The sequence below is a fragment of the Microbacterium sp. CFBP9034 genome, assembly GCF_034045255.1.
GTDB lineage: Bacteria > Actinomycetota > Actinomycetes > Actinomycetales > Microbacteriaceae > Microbacterium.
In genome coordinates, this window is sequence record NZ_JAXCWC010000002.1 from 681,873 (window position 1) to 705,705 (window position 23,833).

General features: G+C 70.6%; 26 protein-coding genes and 1 pseudogene. 14 read left to right on the top strand and 13 right to left on the bottom strand.

Annotation, left to right across the window (positions count from 1 at the left end):
* Positions 1-24 precede the first annotated feature (24 nt).
* On the top strand, positions 25-999 hold the full coding sequence (locus SOM19_RS14395; protein WP_320487287.1) for an NAD(P)-dependent alcohol dehydrogenase: 975 nt from the start codon (positions 25-27) through the stop codon (positions 997-999).
* Here the strand turns inward: SOM19_RS14395 and SOM19_RS14400 are convergent.
* From SOM19_RS14400 to msrB, 6 genes and pseudogenes are all read right to left on the bottom strand, one after another.
* Entirely contained in the window at positions 988-1,584 is a 597-nt protein-coding gene (locus tag SOM19_RS14400) for a DUF2238 domain-containing protein (RefSeq protein ID WP_320487288.1), read from the bottom strand. The two genes, SOM19_RS14395 and SOM19_RS14400, sit on opposite strands and share 12 nt — an antisense overlap.
* A complete protein-coding gene (locus SOM19_RS14405; protein ID WP_320487289.1) occupies positions 1,581-2,417 on the bottom strand; it encodes an endonuclease/exonuclease/phosphatase family protein in 837 nt (278 codons plus the stop codon). Before SOM19_RS14405 ends, SOM19_RS14400 begins: the two co-directional genes overlap by 4 nt.
* Positions 2,418-2,490: 73 nt before the next feature.
* The gene (locus SOM19_RS14410) at positions 2,491-3,012 is read right to left on the bottom strand and encodes a DUF2510 domain-containing protein (protein ID WP_320487290.1); all 522 of its coding nucleotides are present in this window, start codon (positions 3,010-3,012) and stop codon (positions 2,491-2,493) included.
* A pseudogene (locus SOM19_RS14415) lies at positions 3,012-3,068 on the bottom strand (hypothetical protein); the annotation flags it as partial. The pseudogene SOM19_RS14415 and the gene SOM19_RS14410, both read right to left, overlap by 1 nt.
* Positions 3,069-3,072: 4 nt before the next feature.
* A complete protein-coding gene (msrA, locus tag SOM19_RS14420) occupies positions 3,073-3,621 on the bottom strand; it encodes a peptide-methionine (S)-S-oxide reductase MsrA (protein ID WP_320487291.1) in 549 nt (182 codons plus the stop codon).
* The gene (gene msrB, locus SOM19_RS14425) at positions 3,618-4,082 is read right to left on the bottom strand and encodes a peptide-methionine (R)-S-oxide reductase MsrB (protein ID WP_320487292.1); all 465 of its coding nucleotides are present in this window, start codon (positions 4,080-4,082) and stop codon (positions 3,618-3,620) included. The genes msrA and msrB overlap by 4 nt, the downstream gene beginning before the upstream one ends.
* Before the next feature lie 191 nt (positions 4,083-4,273).
* On the opposite strand from msrB, the gene SOM19_RS14430 reads away from it, so the two are divergent.
* Complete coding sequence (locus tag SOM19_RS14430; protein WP_320487293.1) at positions 4,274-5,095, top strand: SDR family NAD(P)-dependent oxidoreductase; 822 nt, start codon at positions 4,274-4,276, stop codon at positions 5,093-5,095.
* A gap of 38 nt (positions 5,096-5,133) precedes the next feature.
* Positions 5,134-5,874 carry an NUDIX hydrolase gene (locus tag SOM19_RS14435; RefSeq protein WP_320487294.1) on the top strand — a complete coding sequence of 247 codons (741 nt, stop codon included), beginning with the start codon at positions 5,134-5,136 and terminating at the stop codon, positions 5,872-5,874.
* A 21-nt stretch (positions 5,875-5,895) separates the two neighbouring features.
* Here the strand turns inward: SOM19_RS14435 and SOM19_RS14440 are convergent, their stop codons facing one another.
* The gene (locus SOM19_RS14440; RefSeq protein WP_320487295.1) at positions 5,896-7,473 is read right to left on the bottom strand and encodes a bifunctional NAD(P)/FAD-dependent oxidoreductase/class I SAM-dependent methyltransferase; all 1,578 of its coding nucleotides are present in this window, start codon (positions 7,471-7,473) and stop codon (positions 5,896-5,898) included.
* Positions 7,474-7,542: 69 nt separating this feature from the next.
* On the opposite strand from SOM19_RS14440, the gene SOM19_RS14445 reads away from it, so the two are divergent.
* On the top strand, positions 7,543-8,118 hold the full coding sequence (locus tag SOM19_RS14445) for a helix-turn-helix domain-containing protein (RefSeq protein ID WP_320487296.1): 576 nt from the start codon (positions 7,543-7,545) through the stop codon (positions 8,116-8,118).
* A gap of 34 nt (positions 8,119-8,152) precedes the next feature.
* Positions 8,153-8,554, top strand: a complete 402-nt coding sequence (locus SOM19_RS14450) for a PPOX class F420-dependent oxidoreductase (protein ID WP_320487297.1) — start codon at positions 8,153-8,155, stop codon at positions 8,552-8,554.
* Positions 8,555-8,599: 45 nt separating this feature from the next.
* Here the strand turns inward: SOM19_RS14450 and SOM19_RS14455 are convergent, their stop codons facing one another.
* Positions 8,600-9,514 carry an aggregation-promoting factor C-terminal-like domain-containing protein gene (locus tag SOM19_RS14455; RefSeq protein ID WP_320487298.1) on the bottom strand — a complete coding sequence of 305 codons (915 nt, stop codon included), beginning with the start codon at positions 9,512-9,514 and terminating at the stop codon, positions 8,600-8,602.
* A gap of 318 nt (positions 9,515-9,832) precedes the next feature.
* Here SOM19_RS14455 and SOM19_RS14460 point away from each other — a divergent pair, with 318 nt between their 5' ends.
* The 3 genes from SOM19_RS14460 to SOM19_RS14470 are packed head-to-tail and all read left to right on the top strand — an operon-like array spanning position 9,833 to position 12,108.
* On the top strand, positions 9,833-10,234 hold the full coding sequence (locus tag SOM19_RS14460; protein ID WP_320487299.1) for a type II toxin-antitoxin system VapC family toxin: 402 nt from the start codon (positions 9,833-9,835) through the stop codon (positions 10,232-10,234).
* Between the two features lie 60 nt (positions 10,235-10,294).
* Positions 10,295-10,777: a GNAT family N-acetyltransferase gene (locus tag SOM19_RS14465; RefSeq protein ID WP_320487300.1), complete on the top strand. Its 483-nt coding sequence runs from the start codon at positions 10,295-10,297 to the stop codon at positions 10,775-10,777.
* Between the two features lie 20 nt (positions 10,778-10,797).
* Positions 10,798-12,108 carry an HNH endonuclease signature motif containing protein gene (locus tag SOM19_RS14470; RefSeq protein ID WP_320487301.1) on the top strand — a complete coding sequence of 437 codons (1,311 nt, stop codon included), beginning with the start codon at positions 10,798-10,800 and terminating at the stop codon, positions 12,106-12,108.
* A gap of 44 nt (positions 12,109-12,152) precedes the next feature.
* Here SOM19_RS14470 and SOM19_RS14475 read toward each other — a convergent pair whose 3' ends face one another.
* Positions 12,153-13,091, bottom strand: coding sequence for a hypothetical protein (locus SOM19_RS14475; RefSeq protein ID WP_320487302.1), 939 nt, complete (start codon positions 13,089-13,091; stop codon positions 12,153-12,155).
* A gap of 95 nt (positions 13,092-13,186) precedes the next feature.
* Between SOM19_RS14475 and SOM19_RS14480 the strand changes: the two genes are divergently transcribed.
* The 4 genes from SOM19_RS14480 (at position 13,187) to SOM19_RS14495 (ending at position 18,036) form a co-directional block, all read left to right on the top strand.
* Positions 13,187-14,269: a DNA glycosylase AlkZ-like family protein gene (locus SOM19_RS14480; protein WP_320487303.1), complete on the top strand. Its 1,083-nt coding sequence runs from the start codon at positions 13,187-13,189 to the stop codon at positions 14,267-14,269.
* Positions 14,270-14,670: 401 nt separating this feature from the next.
* Positions 14,671-16,659 carry a PKD domain-containing protein gene (locus SOM19_RS14485; protein ID WP_320487304.1) on the top strand — a complete coding sequence of 663 codons (1,989 nt, stop codon included), beginning with the start codon at positions 14,671-14,673 and terminating at the stop codon, positions 16,657-16,659.
* Positions 16,660-16,757: 98 nt separating this feature from the next.
* Positions 16,758-17,123: a bleomycin resistance protein gene (locus tag SOM19_RS14490; protein WP_320487305.1), complete on the top strand. Its 366-nt coding sequence runs from the start codon at positions 16,758-16,760 to the stop codon at positions 17,121-17,123.
* 4 nt (positions 17,124-17,127) lie between these two features.
* On the top strand, positions 17,128-18,036 hold the full coding sequence (locus SOM19_RS14495) for an arginase family protein (RefSeq protein ID WP_320487306.1): 909 nt from the start codon (positions 17,128-17,130) through the stop codon (positions 18,034-18,036).
* Here SOM19_RS14495 and SOM19_RS14500 read toward each other — a convergent pair.
* Both SOM19_RS14500 and SOM19_RS14505 read right to left on the bottom strand, forming a co-directional pair.
* Positions 18,023-19,060: an LLM class flavin-dependent oxidoreductase gene (locus SOM19_RS14500; RefSeq protein WP_320487307.1), complete on the bottom strand. Its 1,038-nt coding sequence runs from the start codon at positions 19,058-19,060 to the stop codon at positions 18,023-18,025. The genes SOM19_RS14495 and SOM19_RS14500 overlap by 14 nt on opposite strands.
* A gap of 51 nt (positions 19,061-19,111) precedes the next feature.
* Positions 19,112-19,693, bottom strand: a complete 582-nt coding sequence (locus SOM19_RS14505; protein WP_320487308.1) for a dihydrofolate reductase family protein — start codon at positions 19,691-19,693, stop codon at positions 19,112-19,114.
* A 94-nt stretch (positions 19,694-19,787) separates the two neighbouring features.
* Here SOM19_RS14505 and SOM19_RS14510 point away from each other — a divergent pair, with 94 nt between their 5' ends.
* Complete coding sequence (locus SOM19_RS14510) at positions 19,788-20,741, top strand: aldo/keto reductase (RefSeq protein ID WP_320487309.1); 954 nt, start codon at positions 19,788-19,790, stop codon at positions 20,739-20,741.
* A 55-nt stretch (positions 20,742-20,796) separates the two neighbouring features.
* Entirely contained in the window at positions 20,797-21,288 is a 492-nt protein-coding gene (locus SOM19_RS14515; RefSeq protein WP_320487310.1) for a bifunctional nuclease family protein, read from the top strand.
* A 28-nt stretch (positions 21,289-21,316) separates the two neighbouring features.
* On the opposite strand, the gene SOM19_RS14520 is transcribed toward SOM19_RS14515, so the two are convergent.
* Both SOM19_RS14520 and SOM19_RS14525 read right to left on the bottom strand, forming a co-directional pair.
* Positions 21,317-22,504, bottom strand: coding sequence for a calcium:cation antiporter (locus SOM19_RS14520; RefSeq protein ID WP_320487311.1), 1,188 nt, complete (start codon positions 22,502-22,504; stop codon positions 21,317-21,319).
* A 5-nt stretch (positions 22,505-22,509) separates the two neighbouring features.
* Positions 22,510-23,802 carry a DUF1254 domain-containing protein gene (locus SOM19_RS14525; RefSeq protein ID WP_320487312.1) on the bottom strand — a complete coding sequence of 431 codons (1,293 nt, stop codon included), beginning with the start codon at positions 23,800-23,802 and terminating at the stop codon, positions 22,510-22,512.
* Positions 23,803-23,833: the final 31 nt, after the last annotated feature.

Below are 23,833 nucleotides of genomic sequence, written 5' to 3' on the forward strand. Positions count from 1 at the left end.
CCCGGACTTCCGTAAGGTGGGGACGTGCGTGCGATCGTCTTCGAGCGGTACGGGTCTCCCGAGGTGCTCGAGCTGCGCGACGTGGCGACGCCCACGCCGGCGCGCGGCGAGGTGCTGGTCGAGGTCGTCGCCGTCTCGATCAACCTCTCGGACTGGGAATCGCTGCATGGCACGCCTGCGTACGCCCGCATCGGCGGGCTGTTCCGTCCGCGCCGTACCATCCTCGGATCGGACATCGCCGGCCGGGTCGTCGCGGTGGGCGACGGCGTCACCCGCTTCCACGTCGGCGACGAAATCTTCGGAGACAACCTTCCCCGTAACGGCGGCTTCGCCGAGTACGTCGCGATGCCGGCGTCGGCGCTTGCACCCAAGCCGGCCGCGCTGTCGTTCGCCGAGGCATCCGCGGTCCCCCAAGCAGGCGTGATCGCCTCGCAGGCCGTCGCGCTGGCCGAGCCGGGTTCGCGGATGCTGATCAACGGCGGCGGCGGCGGGTCCGGCTCGTTCGCGATCCAGCTCGCCGTCGCGAAGGGCGTCGAGGTCACCGCGGTGGACAACGCCGGCAAGCTCGACTTCATGCGGCAGCTCGGGGCGCATCGGGTGATCGACTACCGCGCCGAGGACTTCACGCGCACCGGGCCGTACGACGTGATCGTCGACCTCGTCGCGCACCGATCGGTGTTCGCCTATCGCCGGGCGCTGGCGAAGGGCGGCCGCTGCGTGATGGTCGGCGGCACCGCCCGGACGATGGTGCGGATGCTGACCATCGGCGGCCTTCTCGGACTCGCGACGGGCGTCCGGCTGGGCGTGCTCATGGTGCGCGAGGGTCCCGCCCACTTCGCGGCCATGGCCGAGCAGTGCGCGGCAGGGTCGGTGAGCATCTGCATCGACCGGGTGTTCGGGCTCAAGGACGCGCCCGCGGCTCTCGCGTGGCACGGCGAAGGCCGGGCGCTCGGCAAGGTCGTCGTCGCCGTCGGCGACGCCGGCAGGTCACCCGACTGACGCGCTCACCCGCGCTCGGCGATCGAGCCGGACGAACGTCACCAGGACGCCCGCGACGACCCCGCCGAGTCCGCCCGCGCAGAGGTCGCCGATGGTGTCGCCGTACGCGACGAAGATCTCGTCGCTGACGAAGGTGTAGCCGAACCACTCGACCATCTCCCACAGTGCACTGAGCGCCAAGGCGAGGGCCGGCACGATGACGAGGGCGACGCGGGGCGCGAACCCGGCGGTGCCCGGCGCCGGCACGACGCGGCAGCGGGCGAGAAGCAGGAAGAGCATCGCGGCGATCACTCCGGTCGCGACGAAGTGGACGACGAGATCCCACCACGGCACCAGCTCGTACAGGCCGAGCACGTTGCTCCACGCGGCCACCAGCACCGTCACGCCGTACACGATGTCGAACGCCGGGCGCGCCCCGACCAGCCGGGGCAGCAGCAGCGCCGGAAGAGCGAGCGCGAGGATGCCGGCATCCGTCACCGTCCACCAGATCGCGGCGACCACGACGCTGAGAAGGCCGAGCGCCCGGACGGCATCGGCTGTCCACTCGCCGAGGTCCTGCGGTCTCCGCAGGAGGTCGGCGATCACGCGGCGGCTCTCGGAGCCGGGAGGTGGATGACCGCCTGCACCGGCAGGTGATCGGACCCCCAGCCGCCATCGATCACCCGGGCGTTGATCGCCGCGCTCTCCACGGCGATCCCCGGGCTCACGGCGATCCAGTCGATCCGCGCACCGTCCGCGCGCGGAACCCGGTAGCGCGCGAAGGTGCCCCATTCGGGCGTGAGTCGCACGGATGCCTCCACCCAGGTGTCGCGCAGCGCTCCGCCGTCCAGCAGCGCTCGCAGCGCGCGCGAGCCCGGCCGGGCGTTGAGGTCGCCGGTCAGGATCACCGGTGCCGTCGAGACGGCGAGGCTCTGCCGCAGATGCTCCGCGGCGCGCAGCCGCGAGCGGGACGAGAACGCGTCGAGGTGGGTGTTCACGGCGAGGAACAGCACGCCGGTCGCCCCGTCGCGGAAGGCGGCCGCGACGACGATGCGAGGGATGCGATTCCCCCACGACCGCGAGCCCGGCACATCCGGGCGGTTCGACAGTGCGGTCTGCCACCAGCGCAGAAGGCTCAGACGCCCGGCGTCGTAGAACAGCGGACAAGCCTCCTCGCCCCGGTGGGCATCCCGCCCGTCGCCGACGAACCGGTATCCGGCGCCGAGCGCATCCAGAACGAACGCCGTCTGATCGGGCAGTGCCTCCTGCGCGCCGAGCAGTGTCGGCTGCTCGGCGCGCACGAGGGCGTGGAGCCGCGTCGCACGGTGCTCCCAGCGGTCGGCGCGCGAGGACGCCCTCTCCATCCGCCGACGGATGTTGAACGTCATCACCTGCAGCGCCGGCGGGTCGACCCGGCCGATGAGCGGTTCGTCCGTCATACCCACAGACAACCACCGGGGTGGTCGGCGGGCCCAGGGCTTGCGCGGGCGCCGCGGGTGTGGCTAGACGTGCTCAGCGGTAGCGGTAGTGCTCCGAGACGCTGTTGACCCACGAGGTGAACTGCCGGGCCGCGGCATCCTGTCCCGGGGGAACCGTGGCGAGCCACACCTCGCCCGCCACCTCGACGAGGAGGTAGCGGGCGTCGGCGGAGACGGATCGCCTCAGCAGGTGCGGTGTGATGGGCCCGGCCGGACCGAGCAGCGTGCGTGCGGTCGCCGGCTTCGCCAGGCGGCCGCGCCTCAGCAGCTCGGCGCCGGTCTCCTGCGTGGCGACAGCGCCGGCGACGGGATGGCTGGACGCCCCGTAGTGGATCCACCGGCCGTCGACGACGATGCCGCCCAGCGACTGCTCCTCGCCGCTGTACCTGACCGCATCCGTCCACCGGGCACCGTCCCACCATCGCCGTCGCCCGCGGCCGTCGTCATACCACCCTTGCTCGCCGGAGCGCTCGCCGGCGCCGACGTGTCGACGTGCAGCTCGATGTCCCGCTCGCTGAGATCGATGTAGTGCTCGGTCCAGCGGGAGCCGTCCCACCAGCGCTGCTTGCCGGTGCCGTCGTCGTACCAGCCCGCCTCCGGTCCCGTGGCCATGGGCTCAGGCGGTCGCGCCGGCCTCGCTGCGCTGGGGCAGCACCCATCCCGCGCGCGGGAAGTGGCAGGTGTAGCCGTTGGGGTACTTGATCAGGTAGTCCTGATGCTCGGGCTCCGCCTGCCAGAAGGGTCCGGCGGTCTCGATCGAGGTGACCGCCTTGGCCGGCCAGAGGCCCGAGGCATCCACGTCGGCGATCGTCTCGCGGGCGACCTGCTCCTGCTCGGGGGAGAGCGGGAAGATGGCGGACCGGTAGCTCGAGCCGATGTCGTTCCCCTGACGGTTCAGGGTGGACGGGTCGTGGATCTGGAAGAAGAACGCCAGGATGTCGCGATACGACGTCTCGGCGGGGTCGAAGACGATCTCCACCGCCTCGGCGTGGCCGGGGTGGTTGCGGTAGGTCGCGTGGTCGTTCTGCCCGCCCGTGTAGCCGACGCGGGTGTCGACGACGCCGGGCTGGCGGCGGATCAGGTCCTCCATGCCCCAGAAGCAGCCTCCGGCGAGGACCGCGGTCTCGGTGCCGGGCGTGCGGGTGATGGTTCCGGTGTCGGTCATGATGCGTGCTCCTGGGTGTTGTCGAAGAGTGTGCGGTAGGCGCCGTAGCCCTGCTCGTCGAGCTCGGCGGCGGGGATGAATCGCAGCGCAGCCGAGTTCATGCAGTATCTCAGGCCTCCGGCATTCCGTGGGCCGTCGTCGAAGACGTGGCCGAGGTGGCTGTCGGCCCCGGCGGAGCGAACCTCGGTGCGGCTCATCCAGAGCTTGCGATCCGTGGTGGTGCGGACGGCGTCGGACTCGATCGGCCGCGTGAAGCTCGGCCAGCCGGTTCCGCTGTCGTACTTGTCCAGCGACGAGAACAGCGGCTCGCCCGACACGACATCCACGTAGATGCCGGGCTCGTGGTTGTTCCAGTACTCGTTGCGGAAGGCGGGCTCGGTGCCGTCCTCCTGCGTGACGCGGTACTGGGTGTCGGTGAGGCGGCTCAGCGCCTCCGGGGTCCTGCGGTAGTCGGTGGTCACGATGGGTTTCCTCCTGTGCTGACGTCACTGGCTGCGGCGTCATAGGAGGAGAACGCCGATGGGAGGCGGATTGGTCCCTCGAAGCTGGGAGGGAGCTATGAGTTGTGGACGCGCGTGCCACCCACGCCTTCGGCCACCGCTCACGCCGGCATTAGCCTGAGGATCCCAGCGACCGCCGACCGAGGAGCCCTGTGCCACGCACGATCGTCATCACCGGAGCGAGCGACGGCATCGGCGCGGCATCCGCCCGCCAACTCCACGAGGCGGGGGAGCAGGTCGTCGTCGTCGGGCGGGATCCCGCGAAGACCCACGCCGTCGCGGGGGAGCTGGGCGTCGATTCGCTCGTGGCCGACTTCGCCGACCTCGCCCAGGTCCGCGAACTGGCCACGGCCCTGCTCGAGCGCTATCCGCGCATCGACGTGCTGGCCAACAATGCCGGGGGCATCTTCGCCGAGCGGCGGGTCACCGTCGACGGCTTCGAGCAGACGTTCCAGGTCAATCACCTCGCCGGGTTCCTGCTCACCAACCTCCTGCTCGACCGCCTGTGCGAGAGCGGCGCATCGGTGATCCAGACCTCGAGTGAGGCGGCGCGCACGTTCGCGCGGTTCGACATCGACGATATGCAGGGTGAGCGCCGCTACTCCTCTCGTGCCGCTTACGGCAACGGAAAGCTCGCGAACGTCCTGTGCACCAAGGAGCTGCACCGTCGATACGGGGATGCCGGCGTCAACGCCGTGGCCTTCCACCCGGGCGTGATCGGCAGCAGCTTCGGCGCGACATCCCGCGGCCCGATCCGGTGGTTCTACACGAGCCGCCTCACGCAGGGGCTGCTGGCGACCAACGACGTCGGCGGCTCGCGGCTGACCTGGCTGGCGATGGGCAAGCCCGGGGTCGACTGGCAGCCCGGCGGGTTCTACGCGAACAACGCGGCGTCCCGCACGAACCGGCTCGCCGACGACCCCGTCCTCGCGAAGCGGCTGTGGGACGAGAGCGCGCGGCTGGTGGGGCTGTGACGGCGACCGGTGTCGTCCGAGCGGCGTAGCCTGAGCCAATGCCCGCCGACCCGTCCCCGCGAAGCGCACGAGCGCAGCTCGCCGCGATCGCCGAGGTGGCGGGATCCACCCGATTCGACGCGTTCGCCGGGCTGCCCACCGGCGAGGACTCCCGTCCGGCCGCCGTGCTCATCCTGTTCGGAGTGCTCGACTCGCTTGCCAGCACGCACATCGCCCAGGCCGACAACGTCTCCCGTGACCTCGACGTCCTGCTGCTGGCGCGCGCGTCCACGCTGCGGTCGCACCCCGGTCAGGTCGCGTTCCCCGGCGGACGCGTCGACCCCGGTGACGACGGACCGATCGCCGCGGCGCTCCGCGAGGCGCAGGAGGAGACCGGCCTCGACCCGGCGGGCGTCGAGGTGCTCGGAACCCTCGCCGACATCCCGCTCGCCTACTCGCGGCACCACGTGACGCCGGTGCTGGCATGGTGGCGGCATCCGTCACCCGTCCGCGTGGTCGACGAGGCGGAGTCGTCGGACGTGTTCCGTGCGCCCGTCGCCGACCTCCTCGACCCCGCGAACCGCGGGGTCACCGTGGTGCGGCGCGGTGGGCAGGAGTGGCGCGGACCCGGATTCGTCGTGCCGCACGCGCACGGCGAGCACCTGGTGTGGGGCTTCACGGGGACAGTGCTCGACGGGCTCTTCGATCGGCTGGGATGGACCGAGCCGTGGGATGCCGACCGCGAGCTTCCGATCGTGGTGCCCGGGTTCGACACCTCCGAGGCGACGTCCTCGCGCTGAGTGCGCCCGGGTGATGGCCCGTCAGGCCGGCGTCGGCCGGCGCCGCAGCTGCACCACCGTGTCGTCGAGTTCGGCGCGCGTACCGTCGGGCGCCACGGCCTCGCGCGACCGGAGCTCTGCCCTCTCGGTGATCCACTCCGCGTCCGCGAGACCGAGGTCCGCGATCTCCTCGGCGGCGGTCGGGAACGCATGTCCGCGGCCGTGCCCGGCGGGCGCCCACGGCGGTGGCGCACCGTGCGACACGATCAGCAGTCGCCCGCCCGGTGCCACGCGTTCCGCCGCGCGTCGCAGCGCGCCCACGCGGTCGAGGGCGACGGGGGAGTGCAGGAAGCTCGCCGTCACCAGGTCGTACGTGCCTCCGTCGTCCCACTCCGCGAGGTCGGCCGCGACGAAGCGCACCCGCGACGGGTCGAGCCCGGCGGCGACGGCGGCGATCTCGGCGCGGCGGACGGCGGTCGGCGAGATGTCGAGGCCCGTGGCATCCCAGCCCTGCGTCGCCAGCCAGATCGTGTCGGCGCCCTCGCCGCAGCCCAGGTCGAGCGAACGCCCCGGCGACAGTGTGGCCACGACATCGACGAGCGTGATATTGGGCCGTCCGGACCATACCCGCTCGGAATCGGAGTATCGCTGCTCCCAGTAGTCGGCGGGCGCGAGCTCGGACGACGCGACGGCGCGGGACTCTGCCGCGTCGAACTCCTCCGCGACGAGTGCGGCGTTGACGGCCGCCCCGGCCATCGCACCGGAGCCCAGCGACAGCGGCACGTTCGCGGCGGCGTTGACGACGTTGCCCGCCGCCCAGATGCGATCGGCGCTCGTCCGGCCCATGGCATCCACCGCGAGGAAGCGGCCGAACGACGTCTCGGTCCGGGCGAGTGCGAGGGGACCGAGGAAGTCGTCGAGCGGACGCGGCATCCCCATCGTGAAGAGCGCGCCGACTGCGATCGTGTCGCCGCCCTGCAGGCGCACGCCGGAGACTTCGGGCTGATCGCCGATGACCTCGACGACGGGTTCGGCGACGATCTCCACGCCGCGGGCGCGCAGGCGTCGTTCGACCTCGGGAGCAAGCGGGCCGGTGGCATGGGTGAAGACGACGACGTCGGGGCTCCACTGGCGCACCAGCTGCGCCTGGTGGAGCTGCTGCTCGGACACGAGCAGCACGCCCAGCCGGCGGTCCCGGACCTCCCACCCGTGGCAGTAGGGGCAGTGCAGGACCCCCGCGCCCCAGCGCTCGGCGAGGCCCGGGATGTCCGGCAGATCGTCGGCCAGCCCGGTGGCGACGATCACCGCTCGCGCGGTCTCCGCCGTGCCGTCCTCGAGCGTCACGGTGACCATGCCGTCGCCCTCCTCGACGACCGCGACCGACCCCGGGAGGAAGTCGACGCCGTACGCCTCCGCTTCGGCGCGGCCACGAGCCAGCAGGTCGGCGGGAGCGGTGCCGTCGTGTCCGAGCACGCCGTGCATGTGCGCGGCGAACCGGTTGCGCGGTACTCCCGCATCGACGACGAGCGTGCGCCGGCGTGCGCGTCCGAGCATCTGCGCGGCGCTGAGACCGGCGATGCCGGCGCCGATCACGATGACATCCCAGTGGCGTGTTCCCATGCGACCAGCGTGCGTGGAAGGATAATGGATACGCAAGTCGGTTTGCGGGAATGGCAAGGTGCGTTCGACATGGCGGACGAGATCGATCGGGTCGGAGCCCGCCTGCGGGCGGCGCGGCAGGCGAAGGGCCTCACGCTGGAGGAGGTGGCCGGGCGCGCCGGCATGTCGGTGAGCACGCTGTCACGGCTGGAGTCCGGCAAGCGGCAGGCGAGCCTGGCACTGCTCGTTCCCGTCACTCGGCAGCTGGGCATACGTCTCGACGATCTGGTCCGTCCGGACTCACCCGACCCGCGCGTGCGGCGCCCGGCGATCCGGCGGAACGGGCTCGTGATCGCGCCGCTGGCGCCGCAGGACTCGCCCATCCACACGTACAAGATCACCTATCCGCCGGTGGCGGAGCTGCCCGAGCTGAAGGTGCACGACGGCTTCGAGTGGCTCTACGTCCTGCGAGGGAAACTCCGGCTCCGGCTCGGCGAGCAGGATCTCATCCTGGGTCGTGGCGAGGCGGCCGAGTTCGACACGCGCACTCCGCACGCGATGTGCGCGGCCGGCTCCCGGCCGGCGGAGGTGCTCAGCATCTTCAACGCGGACGGGGTGCGGATGCACACGCACGGTGCGGCCGCCGACGAAGACGGCGAGGAGTGAGCCGGCGTCCCCCAGCGGCACCAGACTGGATGCCATGCCCTCCGCCGACGAGATCATCGCCCCCGACTACCGTCATCTGCTCGAGGAGCCCAACTACGGCCACCTCGGCACGATCCGCCCCGACGACACCGTTCAGGTGAACCCGATGTGGTTCGAGTTCGACGGCGAGAACGTCAGGTTCACGCACACCACGTTCCGCCAGAAGTACCGCAATCTGCGGCACAACTCGTCGATGTCGCTGTCGATCATCGATCCCGATGACCCGTTCCGGTATCTCGAGGTGGCCGGCAGGCTGGTCGAGGTCGTGCCCGACCCCGAAGGGGCGTTCTACGTGCGGCTCCAGAACCGCTACGGAAACCCGGGTACGCGCCCCCCGCGTGACAAGACAGACCGCGTGATCCTCGTCATGTCGATCGAGCGGTCGACCAAGATGTAGTCCGCGTCCCGGCGCGCCTCGCGGGCGCCGGGCGCGGCATCCGGATCAGTACCAGCCGACCGACTCCGAGTGGGACCAGGCACCGCACGGCGAGCCGTAGCGGCCGGCGATGTAGCCGAGACCCCACGCAACCTGCGTGGCCGCGTTGGTCTGCCAGTCCGCGCCGGCGGTCCCCATCTTGCTGCCGGGAAGCGCCTGCGGGATGCCGTACGCACCGCTCGATGAGTTGTACGCCTGGTAGTTCCAGCCGGACTCCTTGTTCCACAGCGACACGAGGCAACCGAACTGGTCGTCGCCCCAGCCGTAGTTGCCGAGCATGCCGTAGGCGCTCGCCTGGGCGCCGGCCGGGCTGTTGTCGCCGGTTCCGCCGCCGGTGGGGACGGGCGCGCTCGGGGCCGGGGCGCTGGGCGCGGCCGGGGCGGTGGCCTCGGCCTCGGCTTCGGCCTCGGCGGCCGCCTGAGCCTCGGCGGCGGCGGGAGCCGCGGCTTCGGCCTCGCGCTTCGCCTGCGCGGCGGCTTCCTGCTCCGCCTTCTTCGCGATGGCGGCGTCGAGGCTGCCCCGCAGTCCGCTCACGTCGCCGTCGACGGACGCGACGAGGGCCGTGACGTCATCGGTCAGGGCGGGGACCAGCGGAGCGGGCAGCGAGTCGGCGGCTTCCAGACGCTCCACCGCGGCCTCGAGCGCGGCGGTGTCGACAGTGGTCTCGGACACACCGAGGTCGAGGCCCGATGCGGCGATGTCACCGGCGACATCGTCGGCCGCGGCGATCGCGGTGTCGGCGTCGGCGATCGCCTCACGGACGTCGGCGGAGACCTCATCCGCGTCCGCCACCGCGGTCGCCGCGATAGGTTCGGCGCTGGCGGTGAACGACGCGAGCGCGAAACGCGGGTAGGACCCGGATGCCTCGGCCAGCGACGCAGGTGTGGTGACCGTCATCCCCGCGGTGGCCAGAAGGCCCACTGCCAGTCCTGCGGCGAGGATCGCGGGCCGCCGGCGAGTGCGTCGGGCGGCGAGTCGGCGAGAGCGGCGGGCAGGGGAAGAGGGCGTGATCGAGCGCATGTGACCGGTTTCGTATGAGGTATCCGCGCCGATGATGGGGCGCACCGCATCCGCTCGGGCGCGGACGCAAGTTGCCGAGTCTTCCTACTTCTTCTGGACGGTTCCGGTGTGTTTCCTGGACGAATCATGGGAGCCCGATCGCCGAAAAGGCCGGATCAGGTGCTTTCCGAGCCCCCGTCGCGGGCCTCTGATGTCGGCGGTGCATGCCAGGATCGCGGCATGACGAGGTATGCGATCGACGCGGCGACGGCGCTGCGGATCATCGACGACGACCGCACGATTCCCGGCGGGCACAGCCTCGTGGGGCCGGCTCTGCTCCGGTCCGAAGCGCTCGCCGCGCTCTACCGCCTCGTGCGAGACGGCAGGCTCGACGAGGGCGCCGGGCGGGAGAAGCTCGAGCAGCTCGCAGGGCTGAAGATTCGTCTGCTCGGAGACCGCGTGTCGCGCGCCACCGCGTGGAAGATCGCGGCGCAGCTCGACTGGGATGACACGTCCCGAGCCGAATACCTCGCCGTCGGGAAGCTGCAGGCGGACGCCCTCGTCACGCAAGACGCCGCCCTCGCGGCGGGCGCCGAGGGGATCATCCCGGTGGCGGACTACGAGGCGCTTTTCGAAGGGTGACGGACGTCGGGACCATCTTGTCGGGTCGTCCGCTCGAGGGAGGGGTGGTTGACTGATGGTGTGGATCTTGAGCAGTGTCGCGCGTCGGATGTCGCGGCACTGACAGGGTTTCTGATCCATGCCGATCTGACGCTCAGCGGGCTGGAGGCACCCGGCGTTCGGCTGTGGCTCGAACGGGACGAGCGCGGCGAGATCGTGGGAAGCACCGGGTACGAGATGAGCGCCGATGGACTCCACGTGTTGATCCGGAGCGTGGCCGTGAGTGCATCGCAACGGGCTCGCGGGAGGGGCAGCGAACTGGCCCGCTTCGCTCTGGGACGCGCCGCAGAGGAAGGCGCGACGACGGCGTGGCTCTTCAGTCGTCGCTCCGGCCCGTTCTGGGAGCGGTTGGGATTCGAGTCAGCGAACCGCGAAGCGCTCGCCGAGGCGCTGGCTGACACGTATCAGGTGCGACTGTTCCAGCGGACCGGTCAGCTGGCCCGGGAGGTCGCGTGGTCGCGGCGCTTGGACGTGCCTTCTTCCGCGCTCAATGGGATGTCGTAGGTACGTTCTAAAGTCAGAGCATGCTCACCGAGACTCATGAACGGCCCGGCGATGCCGCCGACGCCCTGGCGGAGTGGGCCCCGCCGGTGCCCGACGACGTCGGGCTGGTCAGCGAAGTCGCCGACATGATCGCCGTCTTCGCGGCGCAGCAGTTCGTGCGCGTCGATGCGATGCGTCGTCACGCGCTGGCCGACGCGCGCAAGTATGGCGGGTCGCTCGAATCCGTGGTGGACCGCTCCTTGCGCTTGGAGCTCGCCGCGGCGCTGCGGATCACTGAGCACGGCGCGGCGAGGCTGCTCGCCCTGGCCGAGGCGCTCGTTCACAGGTATCCCGCCGCTCTCGATTCTCTGGGTCGTGCGCGAATGACTCAGCGCCACGTCGAGATCCTGGTCGATGGATTGGAAGCCGCAGAACCCGAGGTGCAGGATCGCCTGATGCCGCGCGCCGTCGAGCTGGCGGAAGAACTCGCGGTCGGCGCTTTTCGGCGCGGCCTGCGCACGCTCATCGAGACCGAGCGCCTCGCGACGCTGGCCGAGAGGCATGAGGCTGCACTGGCGCAGCGCCGGGTGATCGTGGAGTCCGCGGACGACGGCATGGCGTGGATCCACGCGCATCTTCCAGCTGTCGAGGCGCGCGCCATTCATGGTCGCGTGACCGCGCTCGCGAAGGTTCTCAGCGCCCAGGAAGATGAGACCCGAACGCTCGACCAGCTTCGAGCGGACGTGTTCGGCGACCTGCTCGTCGACGGTGAGACGAGCGCGCTGCCACCCGCCTTGCGCGGGATCCGCGCGACGGTCGCGGTCACCGTGCCGGTGCTGACCTTGCTGGCAGACGGACGCGACGGGGCCGATGGAGTTGGTGGGTCCGGCGGTGTTGCGGTCGTCGAGGGTGTCGGACCGATCTCGCCGGCCCGCGCGCGCGAACTGTGCGGGGCCGCCGACGGATGGATGCGGATCCTCACCCATCCGGAGTCCGGGGTCGTCCTCTCCGTGGGACGTGCACAGTACAGACCGCCGCCGGCCCTCCGCAGGCTGGCGCGGTGGCGGGCCGACCGATGTATGGCTCCGGGTTGCGGCACCCCGGCCGGTCGCTGCGAGATCGACCATACGGTCGCATGGGAGGACGGCGGTGAGACGGCGCTGTCGAACCTCGCGCCGCTCTGCAAGGGACACCACACCGTGAAGCACCACGGCGGCTGGCGGGTGCAGCAGATCGAGGGCAGCGGCGGGGCGATGGAGTGGACGTCGCCTTCCGGAAGGCGCTACCGCGTCGAACCCGAGCGACGAGTGCCCGCGTTTCATCCTTCCGGGCGCCACGACGCGCCGTTCTGACGGGGATGCCGGCTGAAGGCGGCGCGGCGGAGGCCCGGGACGGCTCAGAGCTGGGCGCGGCTCCGACGACGCGCGACCACCCACCGCACACCCAGCCCCATCGCCGCGACCACGACGGCGACGAGCACGGGCGGCATGGCCAGCTCCGGCAGCAAGAGCGCCGCGGAGAACACCTGCACGGCGTACTCGATCATCTGCTGCGGCTCATGGGCGAGCACCCGGCTGCCGGCGGCGCTGGTGACGCCGGTGATCAGCGCTGGGACGATCCAGAGCAGAACGAGGCTGGCGAGGGCGGCGACGACGCGTCCGACCGTGTTCAGCCCGGCCCAGGCGATCGCGACACCGACGAGTACCGGCGGGACCCACTGCACCGCGGTGACGATTGCATACGCACCCTCGGACGACATCATGGTGAGCGGCCGCAGCACTGCGCTGAGCCAGGCTCCGGCCGCGAGGGAGCCGATCGTCAGACCGAGCAGCGCCCCCGCTCGCGGCGCACGAGCGACCAGGGCCACGACGCCCGCGCCCACGGCGATCGACAGGGCGCACACGGCGACGACCACGACGAGATAAAGGGTCGACTCCGTCCGGTCCTGCAACCCGGCGCGCACCGTCACGGCGGACTGCGCGGTCGCGCCGACCTGAATGATGAGGAGGCCGAACACCAGCAGTCCGAATCCACCGCGCGGCAGCCGCGCCCGAGTCGCACGCGCCGCGATCCCGGCGACCACGGATCCGGTCACGAGCAGACCGAACAGTTGGCTCAGGTAGTACTGGCTGAACGGCAGTGCGACGAGCGGCATGTCCTCCGGCATGGTCGAGACGGCCCACAGGTTCTGCAGCGGCAGTCGCATGCCGGTCCCCAGCCAGGGCAGCAGGCCGAGGAGCGCCGCGGCCACCCCGATCGCCGCACACGCCCAGTGGGCCAGAGTCGACCTGGTCACCGCAGGCGCTTCCGACACATCGGCGATGGTGTCGCTCACATCGACTCCTCGGGGGGTTAGGGGTCCGCGACGGCGCGGTCGCGTCGCGCCAGCCTAGGCGATGCCCGGTCACGCCCTGGGCTAGCCTCGACCTCGTGACGCACCGCCTCACACGCGAGCAGGCCCGCCGCATCGTCGTGCGCGCCCAGCTGCTCGACGCCGCGCGGCCCGGCGACGCGGTGGAGGTGGGCGAGCAGCTCGGCTACATCAAGATCGACCCGACCGCCACGATCGCACCGTGCGAGCACACCGTCCTGTGGTCCCGCATCGGCTGGTCGTACGAACCCGGGCAGCTGCAGAAGGCCGTCGAGATCGACCGGCTCCTGTTCGAGTTCGACGGCGCGTTCCGACCCGTCAGCCTGCTGCCGCTCATGCTCCCCTCGATGCGCCGGTGGCCGCGCCGCGAGAGCAGTCGCGCCTGGCTCGATGCGAACCACGGGTTCCGCGACGACGTGCTCGCCCGGCTGCGGGCGGAAGGGCCGCTCCTCGCCGCGCAGATCCCCGACACCTCGCAGGTCAGCCGGGCGCCGGACGGGTGGTCGGGGTCGAACCAGGTGCCGCACATGCTGGAATTCCTCATGCGCCGCGGCGAAGTGGCCATCACCGGGCGTGAAGGCCGGCACCGCAGGTGGGACCTTGCCGAGCGCGTGTATCCCCAGGATCTCCCCGAGTACGAGGAGGACGAGGCAGCGCACCTGCTCGCCGAGCGCCGTCTGCAGGCGGCGGGCATCGCGAAGCACCGCTCGCCCTGGTCGCAGGTCGGGGAGGCGGGAGAATCCGCGGCCGTAGAAGGCAGCAAGTGGAAGTTCCGGATCGATCCGGAAGCGCTCGCCGCCCTCGACGACGAGGACGATGGAGGGCGCGTCGCGCTCCTGACTCCGTACGACAGCCTGCTCTCCGACCGTCCTCGCCTCAGCGAGATCTTCGAGTTCGACTACGTGCTCGAGCAGTTCAAGCCGAAGGGGCAGCGCAAGTACGGCTACTTCGCCCACCCGATCCTCATGGGCGACCGATTCGTCGGGATGCTGGACGCCGAGGTCGACCGCGCCCACGACGTGCTGCGGGTGAACGCCCTGCACGAGTTCCTGCCGTTCGAGCCCGAAGAGCAGGAGATGGTGCGCGCCGAGATCGCTGACCTGGCCGAGTGGCTCGGGGTCGCCGTCACCGGAATGCCCTGACCGCCCTCCCTCTGTCGGCGGCCGCCTGGCGGGTGTAACGTGCGGGGCGGATCGTCGTGGGGGCGACGGGTTATCGGTTTTCGAACCACCGGGGGTAACCACATGTGCGCATCCGTGCGTCATCCCTCTTCCTCTGCCTGAAAACACGGCGTTCTGTCCGTGCATCCGCTGCGAGGGGAAGGAGGGCACGTCTGTCCTTGGTGTGCATCGACCGGGGTATGAGGGCACGTGCCTATCGAGCCTCCGGCTGCGCGGCGTATCGCCGAGCGGTCCCGGCTCCTCGTACCTCGTGCGGGGCCATGGCTTCGCCGGTTCCGGGCGTCCGCCCGGAGCTGCAACAGGAGGGGTAACAAACCATGTCATCAACTGCATCCCGGGCCCGCTCAGCGGGTCGACGCGGTGTGGCGGCAGCAGTCGTCGCGGTTCTCGCCGCGAGCACTGTGCTCGCCACCGCGTCGCCGGCGCTGGCCGACACCGGCGGCGTCGCAACGAACCTGAGCGGCTCCGGGCCGATCGGAAGCGAGACCTACGACTTCACCGAGGGCGCCCTGTCGGGTCAGGCGACGTTCAGCGCGAACGGGTCATGGAGCCAGCCGGCGGTCATCGCCGTGGACTGGGATCCGGACCTCGTGCGCCAGGGTCGCCAGATCGATCCCAGCGTCGACTATGAGCGACCCCTCGCGGGAACGTTGAGCATCACGTACGGCATCAACGCGTCGCTGACGCTGGCCACCGACATCGGCGACCTCGACGTCTCGTTCGCCGAATCGATCACCGCATCGGGCGCGTGCGAGCTGCGCGCCGGCGGAGCGGCGTACGCCTGCCACCTCGAGAGCGACGAGGTCGGCATCTTCGATCCGAGCGACTTCGGGTACGGCCTGCCGTACCTCGATGCGAGCATGGTCGCCGACGTCACGGTCACGCCCGAGGCGCTCGCGACGCTGCGCACTGCCAGTGCCGGCGGCCAGCCACTGGGGACCAGCGACCTCGCCCTCGGCGAGGAGGCGCAGATCGATCCGCTCGGGGTCGGCTGCAAGGTTCCTGCGGGCGATGCGCTCAACTACGCGCTCGGTGCGCTGGCATCCACTCCCGGTCTGCACGTCGACAGCAAGCTCGGGCTCGCGGCGGGATTCATCGTGCCCGTCGTCCCGCCGCTCCCCGGGTACCGCCTCGAGGTCTACAGCGACACCATCACCGTCGCGCAGAGCGATGCCGAACTCACCATGGCAGGTCCGGGCGGCTCCGTGGGCTTCGGGGAGATCAAGCCGAACAACGTGCCCCCGACCCTCGGGGCGGTGACCGTGCCGGCCGAGAACATCGAAGGCACTCCGGTGCAGTTCGCCACCTCGGCGACCGGACCCTGCGCGACGGGTGCCACGTACTCGTGGGACTTCGGCGACGGCAGCGGTGCCGGACACACGGCCACTCCGCAGCACACCTACGCCGATGACGGGGTCTACACCGGCCAGGTCGTCGTCACCGATCCGACCGGGCTCACCGACATCAAGGACTTCACAGTCGTCGTCGCGAATGCGGCGCCGAAGGTCACGGTCATCCCGGGCGCACCGGTCACTGTCGCGTGGGGCAAGCCGCTGACGCTGAAGGCTCAAGCGGTGGATCCGGGCGCGGCCGACCAGTCGACGCTGACGTACGCCTGGAACTTCGACGACGGCGACTCGATCGACAACGGCGGTCCCTCGGCCACGCATCAGTGGGCGAGCGTGGGCGACCGTCACCCCACGGTCACCGTGAGCGACAAAGACGGGGGCGAGACCACGCGTTCGTTCACCGTGCACGTGCGCGCACACGAGACGGTCCTGGCCTACACCGGTCCGAATGCGGGCACCCACAAGGTGCCCACCACCCTGACCGCGTCGCTCGTGGACGAGTTCGGTACGCCGATCAACGGCGCGCCGGTGCAGTTCTCGATCGACGGCACGCCGGTCGGCACGGCGAGCACCAATGCGTCCGGCAATGCGTCGCTCGGCTATGCCGTGCCCGTCCTCGCGGGTGCGCACACGGTGTCGGTCGCCTACGCGGGATCGGTGCTGTTCGCGGCGGACGGGTCGGGTGACGAGCCGTTCTCGGTCGGAGCGGATGCCTCGGTGCTCACCTACACCGGTGGGCTCAAGGGCGCTCCCAACAAGGACACCGCCGTCTCGGCCAAGCTGACCGACTCGCTGGGCCGGCCGCTCGCCGGCAAGGTGATCACGTTCACGATCGGCAGCCAGTCGGTCGCGGCGACCACCAACGCCAGCGGCGTCGCAGCGACGACGATCAAGCTGACGCAGAAGCCGGCGTACTACCCGCTCACGGTCTCGTGGCCGGGGGTGGCGGGCGCCTACCTGGACGACTCGGTCGCCCTGCAGTTCAGCCTCAACAAGAAGTGAACTCGCTGCACTGAAGAGGACGGGCCCGCACCCTCACTCGGGTGCGGGCCCGTCCTCCCTCTTCACTCGGCGCCCCTCTCGGCCGTAGGTTCGGAGCCATGGCAGACCGCGCGGTGCCCAACCTCCCCTCACGCGACTTCGACACCACGGTCGCGTTCTACGGCGGATTCGGCTTCGAGGTGTCGTACCGCGACGGCGGGTGGCTCATTCTGAGCCGCGGCGGAATCGTGCTCGAGTTCTTCCTCGCGCCCGAGCACGACCCCTACGAGAGCTGGTTCATGGCGAGCATCCGCGTGGGCGATCTCGAGCAGCTGTATGAGGCGGTGCGGGCGAGCGGTGTGCCGGAAGTGACGGTCGGGATCCCGCGCCTCATCCCCGTCGCCCTGCAGGAATGGGGCCAGCGAGCGGGGTACCTCATCGACCCCGACGGCACGCAGCTGCATCTGATCGAAGACGGCGACTGACACGATGATCGCGCTGGTCTCCGCCCCCACGAACCTCGGGCTGCGTCCTCCGGAACCCGGTGGTGTGCCGGGCACGTCCAAGGCGCCTGAGGCGCTGCGGGCGGCGGGGCTGTTCGACCGCCTCGGGGCCGCAGGAGCGACGGATGCCGGAGTCGTCCTCCCCGGGCGCTACGTCGATGACGACGCGACACGCCCGCCCGGCCACGTGCGCAATGAGGCGGCGATCATCGACCACGCGCGTCGCCTCGGCGCGCGGCTCGACGCCGTGATCGGCGAGGGGCGCGTCCCGCTCGTCATCGGCGGAGACTGCAGCCTCGTGATCGGGGCCGGTCTGATGACCGCAGCGCCGCGGGGACGCGGCCTGGTGCACGTCGACGGACACACCGACTTCCGCCACCCGGCCGTCAGCGACTGGTGCGCGAGCGTGGCCGGCGAAGACCTCGCCGCGGCGATCGGGCTCCACTGGCCGGCCATCTCCGACATCGACGGAACGGCGCCGTACTTCGCGGCGACCCGCACCGCGCACATCGGATGCCGCGACGACGACCACTTCCTCGAGCGTGTCCGCTCGACGCTCGGCTCGGTTGCGACCGCAGGCGACGTCATCCGTCGCGGCGGCGCCGAGGCCGCCCGCGACGCCATGCGAGTGGCCGACCACGCCGGCTACTGGCTGCAGGTCGACGTCGACGTGCTCGATCCCTCCTTCATGCCCGCGGTCGACGGCCCCGCGCCGGGCGGACTCTCGCCCGACCAGCTGGTCGGGCTGCTCCGTGAACTCGCGCCGAGGGCGGTCGGGACAGCGGTGACGATCTTCGACCCCGACCTCGACCCCGACGGCCGGTACGCGCCGCTGCTCGTCGATGTGATCGCCGAGGGTCTCGGCGAACTCGGGAGCGGCCTCACGCCTCGGTGAGCGTGCCCTTCCAGCCCAGGCTCGGTGCGACCTGGGTCGCGAACGTCTCGATCACCCGGAGGTTGAACTCGACGCCGAGCTGACTCGGGATCGTCAGCATCAGCGTGTCCGCCGACTGGATCGCCGCGTCGTTCAGGAGCTGCTCGATGAGCGCGTCGGGTTCGGCGGCATACGTCTTGCCGAACGTCGACCGCATCCCGTCGATGATGCCGATCTGGTCGCCGTCCTGGCGTCCGCCGAAGTAGAGATGATCCTCCGCCGTCACCAGCGGGAAGATCGAGCGGCTCACCGACACCCGTGGCTCGCCGGTATGGCCCGCCTCGCGCCACGCGGCCCGGAAGGCGTCGATCTGCTCGGCCTGCAGGATGTCGAACGGCCGGCCGTCAGCAGAGGTCAGCAGCGTCGAGGACATCAGGTTCACGCCCACGCGCCCGGCCCACTCCGCCGAGTCGCGGTTGCCGGCTCCCCACCAGATGCGCGAGCGCAGCCCGGGGGAGTGCGGCTCGATGCGCTGCAGCCCTGTGGCGCCGGCGCCGAACGGGGAGGAGGCATCCCGTTCCGCCAGCCCTTCGCCCTCGATCGCCCGGAGGAACAGGTCGAAGTGATCGCGGGCGAGGTCCGCGCCGCGCGGGTCGGCCGAGCCGGTGTAGCCGAAGGCCTCGTACCCCTTGACGACCGTCTCGGGTGAGCCGCGGCTGACCCCGAGCGCGAGTCGGCCGCCCGAGATGAGATCGACGGATGCCGCTTCCTCGGCGAGGTACAGGGGGTTCTCGTAGCGCATGTCGATGACGCCGGTGCCGACCTCGATGCGCCGGGTCCTCGCCGCGATGGCCGCGAGAAGCGGCATCGGCGACGACTGCTGCCGCGCGAAGTGGTGCACCCGGAAGTACGCGCCGTCGACGCCGAGGTCGTCCATGCCCTGCGCGAGGTCGATGGCCTGCAGCATCGAGTCGGCAGCGGTGAGCTGACGTCCGCCACCGAGGGGTCCGTAGTGTCCGAACGAGAGGGTTCCGAAGCGCTCCATGTCGGGTGCAACGGTACGCCCGTGGCATCCATTCCGGTGAATGAATGCGGCTCAGCCTGCCGGGCGGGGGCGATAGCGCAGGTTGACCGCCAGCGAGGAGCCTCCGCCGTTGAGCAGCTCGAGCGGGATCGGGGCGCCGCCCGGGTTGTCGTAGAGGCGCACCCCGTCGCCGAGCAGCACCGGGGCGATGTGCAGCTCGACCTCGTCGACGAGCCCGCGCTCCAGCGCCTGGCGCCCGATCGTGGGGGAGAGGATCTCGAGGTTCTTCCCGGCGGCAGCCTCGAGGCCGAGGCGCACCGCCTCGCCCACGTCGCAGTTCAGGAAGGTCACGCCCTCGACGGTTCCGGCATCCTCGGGGTGGTGCGTGAGCACGAAGGTGTGGCCCTGCCAGCGCCCACCGTAGGTCGCGCTCACGTCGGGGTAGGCATCCCACCCGTCCCGCCCGCCGAGGATCGCGCCCGTCGTCTCGACGTACTCGTCGGTCAGTCCCGGCCGATGGGTGAAGCCCGTCATCCAGCCCATGGAGTGGCCGGGTCCCGCGACGAAGCCGTCGAGCGACATCGTGAAGTGCCACAGCACCTTGCCCGCTGCGGTCTGGCGGTCGGTGTCGGGGAGTGCGCCGGACGCGGTCATCGCCCCAGGCTAGGCGCGTGCGCGCCCGCCTGCCAGACCGTCATCCGCCGTCATCGCCGGAACATCGAGCCGCCTGGCGGGGTTGACTCGGAGCATGACCCGCATCGGCAGCAGCTCCCTGGATGTCCTTCCCCTCTCCCTCGGCGGCAACGTGTTCGGCTGGACGGCCGACCGCGACGCCTCGTTCGCGATCCTCGACGCCTTCACCGCCGGCGGCGGCGACTTCATCGACACCGCCGACTCGTACAGCGCCTGGGTGCCCGGCAACTCGGGCGGCGACAGCGAGCGGATCATCGGCGAATGGCTCGCGTCCCGCCGCCCCGAAGGCGTCGTGGTGGCGACGAAGGTGAGCCAGCACCCGGAGTTCAAGGGACTCGCCGGCGCCAACGTGCGAGCGGCGGCCGAGGCATCCGTCACCCGTCTCGGCGTCGAGGCGATCGACCTCTACTACGCGCACTTCGACGACGAGTCGGTGCCGCTGGAGGAGACCGTCGCGGCTTTCGGGGCGCTCGTGACCGAGGGCCTCGTGCGCTACACCGCGGTCTCGAACTACAGTGCCGAGCGCATCCGCGAGTGGATCCGGATCGCGGACGAGCTCGGTGTCGCCCGGCCCGTGGCCGTCCAGCCGCACTACAACCTCGTGCACCGCAATGACGTCGAGGAGCACATCGTCCCCCTCGCCCAGGAGTTCGACCTGAGCCTCGTGCCCTACTTCGCGCTCGCCAAGGGGTTCCTCACCGGCAAGTACCGGTCGACGGATGCCTCGGCGCACAGCTCGCCGCGCGCGGCCGGCGCCTCGGCCTACGCCACGACCCAGGGCCTCCAGATCATCGACGCCCTCGAGGGGATCGGCCGCACCCACGGCGTCTCGATCGCGGCGACCGCGCTCGCGTGGCTTCGCGCCCAGCCGACGGTCGCGGCGCCGATCGCCAGCGCGTCTCGCGTGGATCAGGTCGCCGATCTGCTCGACGGCGCGCGCGTCGAGCTGTCCGCCGACGAGCTCGATCAGCTCGACCGCGTCTCGGAGTGGACTCCGGCCGCCGTCTGACCCCCCTCCGTGCCTACGATGGGCTGAAGGCGACGCTTCGACGGAGGGAGGCGTGATGGTGCAGGTACGTGTGGCAGGGGTGGCGCTGGACGCGTCGGGGCAGCATGTCGTGCTCCTCAAGCCCATCGACGAAATCCCCGGCTCCGGCGAGGTGCTCCCCATCTGGATCGGTCAGCTCGAGGCCACCTCGATCCTCGTGGCGGTCGAGAAGGCTCCGGTGCCGCGACCGCTCGCGCACGACCTCATGCGCACGCTCATCACGACTCTCGGAGCCGAGGTCACGCGGGTCGAGGTCACCCGCATCGACGACGGCACGTTCTACGCGGAGATCACTCTCTCGACAGCGCTCGGCGATCGCATCGTCGATGCGAGACCGTCGGATGCCGTGGCCCTCGCCACGCGCGTGGGCGCGGGCATCTGGGTGGCGGACGAGGTGATGGGCGAGGCCGGCGTGCCCGACGTGCTCACCGAGACCGATGCCGCCGAGAGTCTCGACGAGTTCAAGCGGTTCCTCGACGACGTCGAGCCGGAGGATTTCGAGGCGTGAGTCACGAGGCCGTCACCGAGCGGGTCGTTCACGGGGCGAAGAGCAGGATCGCGTACACCCCGAAGAGCATGAGGTGGACGGCCCCGTGGACGGCGGTCGTGCGCGGTGCGAAATAGGTGATCAGCGTCATCACCAGCGTGATGCAGATGAGCACCATGTTCGCGGGCGATTCGCCGAGGATCACGGGCTGGCCGGTCACGAGCCCGATCACGAGGATCGCGGGGATGGTGAGTCCCACCGTCGACACGAAGGCGCCGAGGCCGAGGTTCAAAGCCCGCTGGTTCTGATCGGCCAGTGCCGCGCGCACGGCGGTGATGGCCTCGGGTGTGAAGACGATGATCGCGATGATCACGCCGCCCAGCGCGACGGGCGCGCCGGTGAGTCCGATGCCGAGATCGACCAGGATTCCGAGGTCGTGGGCGAGAAGGATGATCGGCAGCACCGTGGCGATGAGCAGCACCGTGCGGAGCGTCAGTTCGCGGGCCGACACCTTGTCGCGGGTCGCCGGCGCCGGGGTGCGGGCGACGAGGGCGAGCTCCGGGAGCGGCTGAAGATAGAGCGCTCGGTCGGTGCCGGTCTGCATGTACAGGAAGAAGGCGTACAGCGCCGCGGACAGCACGGCGAGGCCGATCGACTGCAGCGGGACGAGGCTGCCGTCATCCGTGGAGGCGAGGAAGCTCGGCAGGACAAGCGTGCACAGCGAGAGAGCGGCGATCATCGCGAGATAGATCGACGCCCCCTCCATGTTGTAGCGCTGTGGTCCGAATCTGATCGCCCCCAGCAGGATCGTGAGCCCCAGCACGCCGTTCACGATGATCATCATCACGGCGAACAGCGAATCGCGTCCGATCGTCGCCGAACCTCCCGGGCCCAGCATGATGGAGGCGATCAGGACGACCTCGATCACCACCACCGTGAGGGTGAGGATCAGCGTGCCGAACGGCTCGCCCACCTTCTCCGCGAGGTGCTCGGCGTGGCGGACCACCCCGAAGGCGGCGACCATGATGGCGGCGAGGATCAGCACGAAGCAGGCGACCGCGACGCCGGCATTCGGCGGATGCGCCACCCACTCGTGGCCGATCGTGAGGAAGAAGATCGTCGCGGACCACCCCACCGCGAGTGTCACGACCGTCGAGCGCGACACCAGGCTCCGCCAGTCACCTCGCCCGGCAGCGGGTGCCGCCGCGGACACCCTGTCCTTCACCGTTCGTGCCATCGTTCTCAGGCGGGAGTGATGGGCGGGAGGCGGTAGGTGCCTTCGGCGATGTCGGAGTCGCCGCCGTAGGCGCGGATGATGACCGTGAAGGGACCCTCGGGCGAGGGAAGCCAGTTGGCTGCGTGCACAGGATCTGCCGGGCGTCGATGCTGAAGGTAGAGGGTGAGGGATCCGTCGTCCGCGTACCGGATCCCCGGGGTGCGGTCGCCGATGGAGTACCGGTCGATCTCATTGGCGCTCAGCAGCCGCTGCGGGAGGGTGTAGAGCGTCGCTGACCAGAAGAAGCGGGCCCGCGGGAGCTGCTCGGCCGAGAACGTGAGGGTGTAGTCCGTTTCGCCGGTGATCCGATTGCCGGCGGAGTCGACGAGCCAGCCCCCGTACCAGGCGATGGCCGGGGGGAGTCCATACAGGCCCTTCTTCGCACCCACGTTGCGCTGGTCATAAGCCCCCGCCATCTCCTCGCGGGTGCCGAACAGCCCTGTCGAGCTCGCCGTGCGGGATGCGACGTCGTCGAGGTGGGCGATGCCGTCAGCGAGGCCCGCCTCGAAGTCAGCTCTCTCCGCAGCGTCGAGTGCGGCGGTGCGGAATGTTCCGCTGCCGTCGAGTCCCGCGGCGGCCATCCGATCCCGGATGTCACGGTCTTCGGCGAGGACGGGAGCGAACCGGAGGAGGTGGTCGAGGTAGTCATAGAAGCGGACGTCGGTGGCAGCCGCTTCGTCCCACTCCGGCCACGTGACCGGCTCGATCGCAGGGGCCGCGCTGCCCTGGAAGACGTGCAGCGGCGTGGCGCCGTAGGACTGCTGGATGCGGCGGAGCTCGCCGAGGTCGTCGTCGGTGAACGCGGTGCGGCCGAGGCATCCGACGAAGTCCGTCGAGGCGGTGATCACCCCGTCGAATCCCTCGGGAGTGATGCCGTTCCAGGACGGGCCGGCCAGGAGGTAGGTGCCGGCGGCTGTCCCCGTAGTGGCCGCGCTGACATACCCGGCGTACACCGTATACAGGTCGTGGAAAGGGAGGATGTAGAACCGGTCGATGGCAGGCACACTGATCACCCACGGTTCGGCCCGGAGATCGAACCACCCCCACGAGTACGGGGTGTCGTTGTTCGGGGTGACGATGTCGGTGTTGTGGGGCGTGAAGGGCTCGGAATAGTGCCGGAACCCGCCGAACCCGCCCGTGAAGCGGGAGTCGTCGGCATCCACCGCCTGCTCGTACAGGGTGCGGTAGTTCTCGACCATCGCGTAGCCGAAGGTATAGGCGTCGCGGGCGAGGGATCGCAGGTCAGCGGCATCGGTCATACCCATGACGCTAGCCGAGCGGCTCTGGCTG